This is a genomic window from Streptomyces sp. NPDC004051 (assembly GCF_053604275.1).
Genome location: NZ_JBSGHG010000001.1, coordinates 745,723 through 753,299, shown reverse-complemented (window position 1 = coordinate 753,299; position 7,577 = coordinate 745,723). Strand labels below are relative to the sequence as shown.

General features: G+C 70.7%; 5 protein-coding genes. All 5 read left to right on the top strand.

What is annotated here, in order from left to right; genetic code table 11:
* The first annotated feature begins 819 nt into the window (after positions 1–819).
* Positions 820–1,356, top strand: a complete 537-nt coding sequence (locus tag ACWEQO_RS03510) for a cupin domain-containing protein (RefSeq protein ID WP_452978413.1) — start codon at positions 820–822, stop codon at positions 1,354–1,356.
* Positions 1,353–3,293, top strand: coding sequence for an acetoacetate--CoA ligase (locus tag ACWEQO_RS03505; protein ID WP_452978410.1), 1,941 nt, complete (start codon positions 1,353–1,355; stop codon positions 3,291–3,293). The genes ACWEQO_RS03510 and ACWEQO_RS03505 overlap by 4 nt, the downstream gene beginning before the upstream one ends.
* Before the next feature lie 89 nt (positions 3,294–3,382).
* Positions 3,383–4,258 carry a 3-hydroxybutyryl-CoA dehydrogenase gene (locus ACWEQO_RS03500; RefSeq protein WP_452978407.1) on the top strand — a complete coding sequence of 292 codons (876 nt, stop codon included), beginning with the start codon at positions 3,383–3,385 and terminating at the stop codon, positions 4,256–4,258.
* A 45-nt stretch (positions 4,259–4,303) separates the two neighbouring features.
* Positions 4,304–5,482, top strand: coding sequence for a thiolase family protein (locus ACWEQO_RS03495; protein WP_452978404.1), 1,179 nt, complete (start codon positions 4,304–4,306; stop codon positions 5,480–5,482).
* A 154-nt stretch (positions 5,483–5,636) separates the two neighbouring features.
* Complete coding sequence (locus tag ACWEQO_RS03490) at positions 5,637–7,568, top strand: helix-turn-helix domain-containing protein (RefSeq protein WP_452978401.1); 1,932 nt, start codon at positions 5,637–5,639, stop codon at positions 7,566–7,568.
* Positions 7,569–7,577: the final 9 nt, after the last annotated feature.

Below are 7,577 nucleotides of genomic sequence, written 5' to 3'. Positions count from 1 at the left end.
CAGCTACCTCGCCGGCCTCCACCTGCGTGCCTCAATGATCTGGCTCAAGGACCTCACCCGAACCACCAATTGATCACGACTCAATACGCACCCTAGTACTCCAGCAGGACTTTGCTGTCTGACCTGCGGGTTTCACTGGGCGGCTGGAGTGTGGCGGGGCACGGAACGATCCGGGGCGGTCTCACGGAGACCGCCCCTCGATCGGGCGACACCGCTGCAGGGAGTGACAGCGACGGGCGACGGCTTGGCGCCGTCGGCGCCAGTGCGACCAGCTCACCGCGTGGCGTCGGCCCCGGCGGCCGCGCAGGCGCGGGGGCCGGGGGCGGCAAGCTGCCAGGAGTCGCCGAACCTCCGCCACTGTGAACTCGATGACTCCGGCTGTCCCACCGGTGCCGCCCCTTTTCCCCGGGCTGGTGTGCCGTGGTGGCCAGGAAGGCGTGCGCGAGCACGGCGAGAGTGACGTGCCGGTACCGGCCCACGTGACGGCGGACCTCGTACTGTTCCAGGCCGCGCTCGTTCTTCGCGGCCTGGAACGCCTCCTCGATCGCCCAGCGCGGTCCGGTTGCCCGGCCGACCGCAGGCACGGGCGGAACTCCGGGGGTGCCGCCCGCGCCTCGCCGTTCCCAGGATCAGGGAAAGCCAGGTGAGACGCGTGAGGACCGGCACGCGTCCGGTGCACCGGACGGTATGTGCTCCAGCACAGGGGGACGCTCTCTTCTCTGTGCTGCGAACGGATCGTGCCCGCCTGTGCTTTGGCTTTGACTGAGGGGCGTGTCGGCCGGTCACCGCCCGCCGCGCGATCCGTTGGTCAGGAGGACAATGATGTTGCATCCGAACCTTGTGGTAACCGGCCGTGTCGAGGGCAAGTCGGTTTTCGTCGACGAGCAGCCGCTCGAACCCGCGCAGACCCCGACCCTTCCCGGCCTGGAGATCTTCCTTGCCTGGGGAACGGCGGACGGCGGAGCGTCCAATGCCGAGACCGAGCCCGAGGCGGTCCTCGCCCCGTACTTTCCCGGGGCCGGCGGCACTCGTCTGCTGCTGGTGACCTGGCCTCCGGCGACCGCCGACGAGCCCGCCGACCCACAGCCCGCAACGCCCTGGGCCGAGGAGATCCTCGCCGGTCTGGCGGCCACCCTTGAGAAGGATCACCCCGGTATGCACACCAGCGCCACCCTGGATTACGGCGTCGTCCTGTCGGGAGAGATGTGGCTGGAACTGGACGACGGAGCGGAGCGTCGCCTCCCCGCGGGGACCTGTGTGGTGCAGCGGGGCACCAGGCACCGTTGGAGCAACCGTGGCACCGAGCCCGCCACGATGGCCTTCGTCCTCATCGGTGCCGCCGAGGACGCGCAGTGACCGGGCCGGCGGGGCTGGAGCCGGACGCATCGGCCCTGGGAGGTTTCTGTCGTTGGCTCCGGAAGAACCGTGACCTGGACTTGTCGGACTACGGAGAGCTGCACCGCTGGTCGGTGACCGACCTGTCCGGTTTCTGGTCCGCCGTGCAGCAGTACCTCGACGTTCCCTTCCGGACCGACTACCGGGAGGTACTGGCGGAGGAGCGGATGCCCGGAGCACGCTGGTTCCCCGGCGTCCGCACCAACTACGCCGACGGACTGCTGACGGACGGCGATCCGCAGGAACCGGCACTGATCACCGTCCGCGAAGACGGCAGCACCGAAGCCCTGACCACCGGCGAGTTCCGCCGCCGGGTGGCGGCCCTCGCCCGCTCCCTGACCTCACTCGGAGTCGGGGTGGGCGACCGTGTCGTCGGCTACCTGCCGAACACCGGTGAGTCGGCGGTCGCCTTCTACGCGGCCGCCAGCATCGGCGCGGTCTGGGCCTCGGTCGGCTCGGACTACGGACCGGACGCCGCGGCGGCCCGGTTGGGCCAACTGACGCCGAAGGTGCTGATCGCCGTCGACGGATACCGCCACGCCGGTGTCGACCGGGACTGCGGGCCGGCCGTGGCGGTGCTGCGGGAGGCGATCGGTCCCGCTCACACGGTCATCGTGCCCCGGCTCGGCTCCACGGTGGCGCCGGACTGCCTCGACTGGCGGGAACTGACGGTGGGCGAAGCCACCCTGGAACCCGTGGCCGTGCCGTTCGACCACCCGCTGTGGGTGCTGTTCTCCTCCGGGACCACCGGCATCCCCAAGGGCATCGTGCACAGCCACGGCGGCGTCCAGCTGGAGATGTACAAGACCCTCAGGCTGCAGTGGGACCTCGGTACCGGCAGCCGACTGCTGTGGGCGACCTCGCCGAGCTGGGTCATCTGGACGCTGCTGGTCTCCGCGCCTCTGGTGGGAGCCACCGCGGTGCTGTACGACGGCAGCCCGACATTCCCCGACACCGCAGGACTGTGGCGGGCGGCGTCCGCGCACCGGGTCACGCACTTCGGGACGAGCCCGGGCTTCCTGGCCGCCTGCGAACGTTCGGGAGTCCTCCCCGGCCGGCTGTGCGATCTGTCCGCTCTCCGGCAGATCATCGCGACCGGCTCGCCCGTACCGCCCTCGGCCAATGCCTGGGTGTCCGCGCACGTAGGGGAACAGGTTCCCCTCATCGCGATCAGCGGCGGAACCGACGTGGTGGGAGCATTCGTCGGTGGTGCGCCGACCGTCCCGGTGGTCCCCGGTGAGATCTCGGCCCCCTGTCTGGGGGTCAAGGTCGAGGCGTGGGATCCGCAGGGACGGGCCCTGGTGAACGAGGTGGGGGAACTCGTCGTGACCCGCCCGATGCCCAGCATGCCCGTCGCGTTGTGGGGGGACGAGTCCGGGGAGCGCTACCGGCAGGCGTACTTCGACACCTACCCCGGCACGTGGCGGCACGGCGACTGGATCACCATCACAGACCGGAACTCGGTCGTGATCCACGGCCGATCGGACGCCACACTCAACCGCAATGGCGTCCGTATGGGCAGCGCCGACATCTACGCGGCCGTCGAGGACCTTCCCGAGGTCCACGAAGCGCTCGTCATCGGAGCGGAACTGCCCGACGGCGGCTACTGGATGCCCCTCTTCGTCGACCTCCGCGACGGCGTGGAACTCGACGACAGCCTGCGCGACCGCATCCGTCGGGCAATCCGGCAACAGGCTTCGCCGCGACACGTACCCGACGAGATCGTGGCGGTGCCGGCCATCCCGCACACGAAGACCGGCAAGAAGCTGGAGGTCCCGCTCAAGCGGATCCTCCTGGGCGAGGAACCCCGGGCCGTGGTCGCACCCGCTGCCGTGGACGCCCCGGAGGCACTGGACTTCTTCGTCCGGCTGGCCGAGCGCCGGTCGGCGCGTGCGTGACCCGGCCCCGGCGGCTGCCCGCACAGCATCACGGACCGCGGTCGGCCGCGACGCGGACCGACCCCATCCGACACCCTCACCCGGAAAGCATGGACATGGACACGAAGAAGGTGGACCGTCTCGGCGTGGTCGGCTGCGGCCTGATGGGCTCCGGCATCGCGCAGGTAGCCGCGGTCGCGGGACTGGACGTCCTCGTCGCGGAGGCGAGCCGCGAAGCCGTCGAGGCGGGCAGGCGCCGGATCACCGCCTCTCTGGACCGAGGAGTGCAGCGGGGCGAACTCACCGAGGAACAGCGCGAGACGGCGCTCGGACGCACGGCGTTCACCACCGACGTGGGGGACCTGGGCGACCGGCAGTTCGTCATCGAGGCCGTGATGGAGCACGCCGAGGCCAAGAGAGAGGTCATGCGGGCCCTCGACAAGGCGCTGGCCAGCCCCGACGCCATCCTGGCCACCAACACCTCCTCCCTCCCCATCGTCGACCTGGCCGTGGCCACCCAGCGACCCGCACACGTCGTCGGCGTGCACTTCTTCAACCCGGTTCCGGTCCAGCGGCTGGTGGAGGTGATCCCCGCGGTGACCACCAGCGAGGAGACCTACGCGCGCGCCCGTGACTTCGTCACCGGCCGGCTGGGCAAGGAGGTCATCCGTGCTCCCGACCGCTCCGGCTTCGTAGTGAACGCCCTGCTCGTGCCGTACATGATGTCCGCGGTGCGCATGCTCGAATCGGGATCCGCCTCGGCCTCGGACATCGACCGGGGCATGGAGTTCGGCTGCGCTCACCCGATGGGCCCGCTGCGCCTGCTCGACTTCGTCGGACTGGACACCGCGCAGGCCGCGGCGGAATCCATGTACGAGGAGTACAAGGAGCCCCTCTACGCTCCTCCCGCTCTCCTGCGCCGCATGGTCGCCGCCGGCCACCTGGGCCGCAAGAGCGGCCGGGGCTTCTACGACTACGCCTCCTGACGCTCCGCACACGGCACTCGTCCGCTGTCCGAAAGGAAACCCTTCATGCCCGAAGAACCCATCGTCGTGGTCGACGGTGCCCGTACCCCGGTAGGCAGCTTCGGCGGCGCCTTCAAGGACACCCCGGCACATCGGCTCGGTGCCGTGGCCGCCCGCGAGGCCCTCACCCGTGCGGGGGTGGCGCCCGAAACCATCGACGAAGTGGTGATGGGGTGTATCGGCCAGGTGGGCGCGGACGCCTACAACGCACGCCGGGTCGCCCTGGACGCCGGGCTGCCCGTCGGCATCCCCGCCTACACCGTGAACCGGCTGTGCGGCAGTGGTCTCCAGGCGGTCTGGTCGGCCGCCATGCAGATGCGTTGGGGAGCAGCCGACATCGCGCTGGCAGGCGGCGACGAGAACATGTCCCGGATGCCGTTCTACGACTTCGGCGCGCGAGCCGGACACCGCCTGGGCGACCGCACCCTGGCCGACGGCACGGTCATGATGCTGACCGACCCCGTCCACGGCGTGCACATGGGCGTGACGGCGGAGAACGTGGCCGCGGAGTACGGCGTCTCCCGTGCGGAGCAGGACGCTTTCGCACTGCGGTCCCAGCAACGCGCCGCCACGGCCGCGGCCCGGGCCGCGTTCGCCGAGGAGATCACTCCCGTGACGACCGGCGGCCGCGAGCCGTCCGTCGTGGATACCGACGAGCACCCCCGGCCCGAGACCACCCTGGAGCGACTGGCCGGTCTGCGTCCGGCGTTCCAGAGGAACGGCACCGTGACCGCAGGCAACGCGTCCGGCATCAATGACGGGGCCGCCGCCCTTGTCCTCGCCCGGGCTGAGGTGGCCGCGGAGCATGCCCTGACGCCACTGGTCAGCCTGGAGGCGGTGGCCACGGCGGCCGTGGAGCCGGAGCTGATGGGATACGCACCGGTGCCGGCGCTGAAAAAGCTGTTCGAGAAGACCGGCACGAAACCGTCCGACATCGACGTCGTCGAACTCAATGAGGCGTTCGCAGCCCAGGCCGTCGCAGTCATCCGGGACGCCGGACTGGACGCGGAGAAGGTCAACCCGTACGGCGGCGCCATCGCTCTGGGACACCCTGTGGGTGCGACCGGTGCCATCCTCACCCTGCGGCTGGCCAAGGACCTGACCCGGCGCGACCTGGAACTGGGCGTCGTCACGATGTGCATCGGCGGCGGGCAGGCACTCGCCGCCCTCTTTCGCCGGGTCTGATGCGAGAGGCGTCGCCACCAGGGCCTGCCCCTGAGCCACCCGTCCCGCCCGTCCCCGCCCGTCGGGGCCGGTCCGCACGGAGAGGAGCGGCCGACTGCCTTACGGTGGGTCTGCGGCGGGACGGGCGGGCCCGGCCCCCGAGGAGAAGAAAGACATGACGCGGCACACCTTCTTGCGACTTCTGGTCGAAGGAGCCCCGGCCGTCGCCTACGAGGACGCTCTGCGCGTGGCCCTGGCGGCCCCCGGGGCGAACAGAGACGAACTGCTGAGCGAGTACCACCTCGCGCTGCTGCTGCGCGACCGGTTCGACGTCCAGCAGGCCCGGCACGAGACTCAGCGGGCCCTGCTGGCCTGTGCGACGGAGCTGGTCGAAGTCACCAGCGACGTCGACAGGGTGCTGACCTCCATCGTCACCCGCGCACAGCAGCTATTGAACTGCGACCTCGCCTATCTGAGCCTCAACGACGCCGAGCGCTCGGAGACCTATGTGCGGGTCATGGTCGGAGCGACGACCGGCGACTGGAAGGACGTGCGGATCCCCTTCGGTGTGGGGATCGGCGGCAAGGTCGCCGAGTCGGCCGCGCCCTTCGCCACGCCCGACTACTTCCACGACGAGCGCCTCGACCACGACGCCGCCGTGGACCGGTCCGCGCGGGCCGAACGCCAGGTGGCGATCCTCGGCGTCCCGCTGGTGCACCGCGGTCACGTCATCGGTGTCCTCTACGCATCCAACCGGACAGCCGGCGCCTTCCCGCCGGAGTCGGTGCTCCTGCTCAGCTCCTTCGCCGCCCTGGCCGCCGTGGCGATCGAGCGCGCCCAGCTCCTCGACGACAAGGAACAAGCCCTGCAAGACGCCCGCAGGGCCAACGCCGCGCTGGAAGAGCGCACCCGCGCCACTGCCCGCGAGGTGGCCGCCCACGACCGCAGCATGGACCTCGTCCTGCAGGGAGGGGGCTTGCAGGAGGTCGTCGACGCCGCACGGACTTTCCTCGGCGGCTGCTTGGCCGTCGTCGACGAACTGAACGCCCCGATCATGTGGACCGACGGCACACCCGAGGACCGGCTTCACGCAATGATCACGGCAGCCCGCCGCCCGAGGACGGGTACCGGGCGCAGCGAACACGTCGACGGCTGCTGGGTGACGGTCCTGACCGCGGGCAACAGTTCCCTCGGCGCCCTGGTCTGGGATCCGGAGACACCCACGGAGGACACCACTGCTGTCGACGTGCGCCTGCTGGAACGCACAGCGGTGGTGGCGGCGCTGCTGCAGCTGTTCACCCGCAGTCTCGCCGCGGCGGAGGCACGCGTGCGCGGCGACCTCCTCGACGACCTGCTGAGCGGCACCGACCGGGCCGGAACGACGCTGGACGAACGTGCCCAGCGACTGGGCTACCAGCCGCACAGACCCCACACGGTTCTCGTCACCCACGCACCCGCCCGCCAGCTGCCCCTCCTGTCCGCGGCCACGGCGGAGATGGCGGCGTCACGCAAGGGCCTCAGCACGGTCCGGGACGGCTTCGCGGTGCTGGCACTGCCCTCGTCGGACGCGGCACTGACCGGCAGGCGGATCGCCGGATCGCTGTCCCTCCGTCTCGGCACCCCGGTCACCGTGGGAGCCGCTGGGCCCGTCACCGACTCCGGCGGCCTCCCGAGCGCCTACGGGGAAGCCCTGGCCTGCGCTCGGGCACTGCTGCGGCTGGAACGCGCGGGAGACTCGGCGACCGTCCAGGAACTGGGTTACACCGGCCTGCTGCTGGGAGGAACGGCCACGGTCAGCGGTTTCGTCGACCGCATGCTCGGGCCGGTCGTCCGCCACGACGAACAGCGCGACACCGAACTGCTCACCACTCTGGAGACGTACTTCGCCACGGGACGCAGTCCGGCCCGCAGCGCGGACCATCTGCATGTCCATCCGAACACCGTCACCCAGCGACTGGACCGTATCAAGCGCCTCCTCGACCTCGACTGGTCCGACCCGGACAAGACGCTGGACCTACAGCTCGCTCTGCGCCTGAACCGGGTACTGCGGCCGCATTCCGCCGATCGCGAGCACGGACAGCAGTGGCCGCCCGGGCAGACCGGGTGACCACTGCTG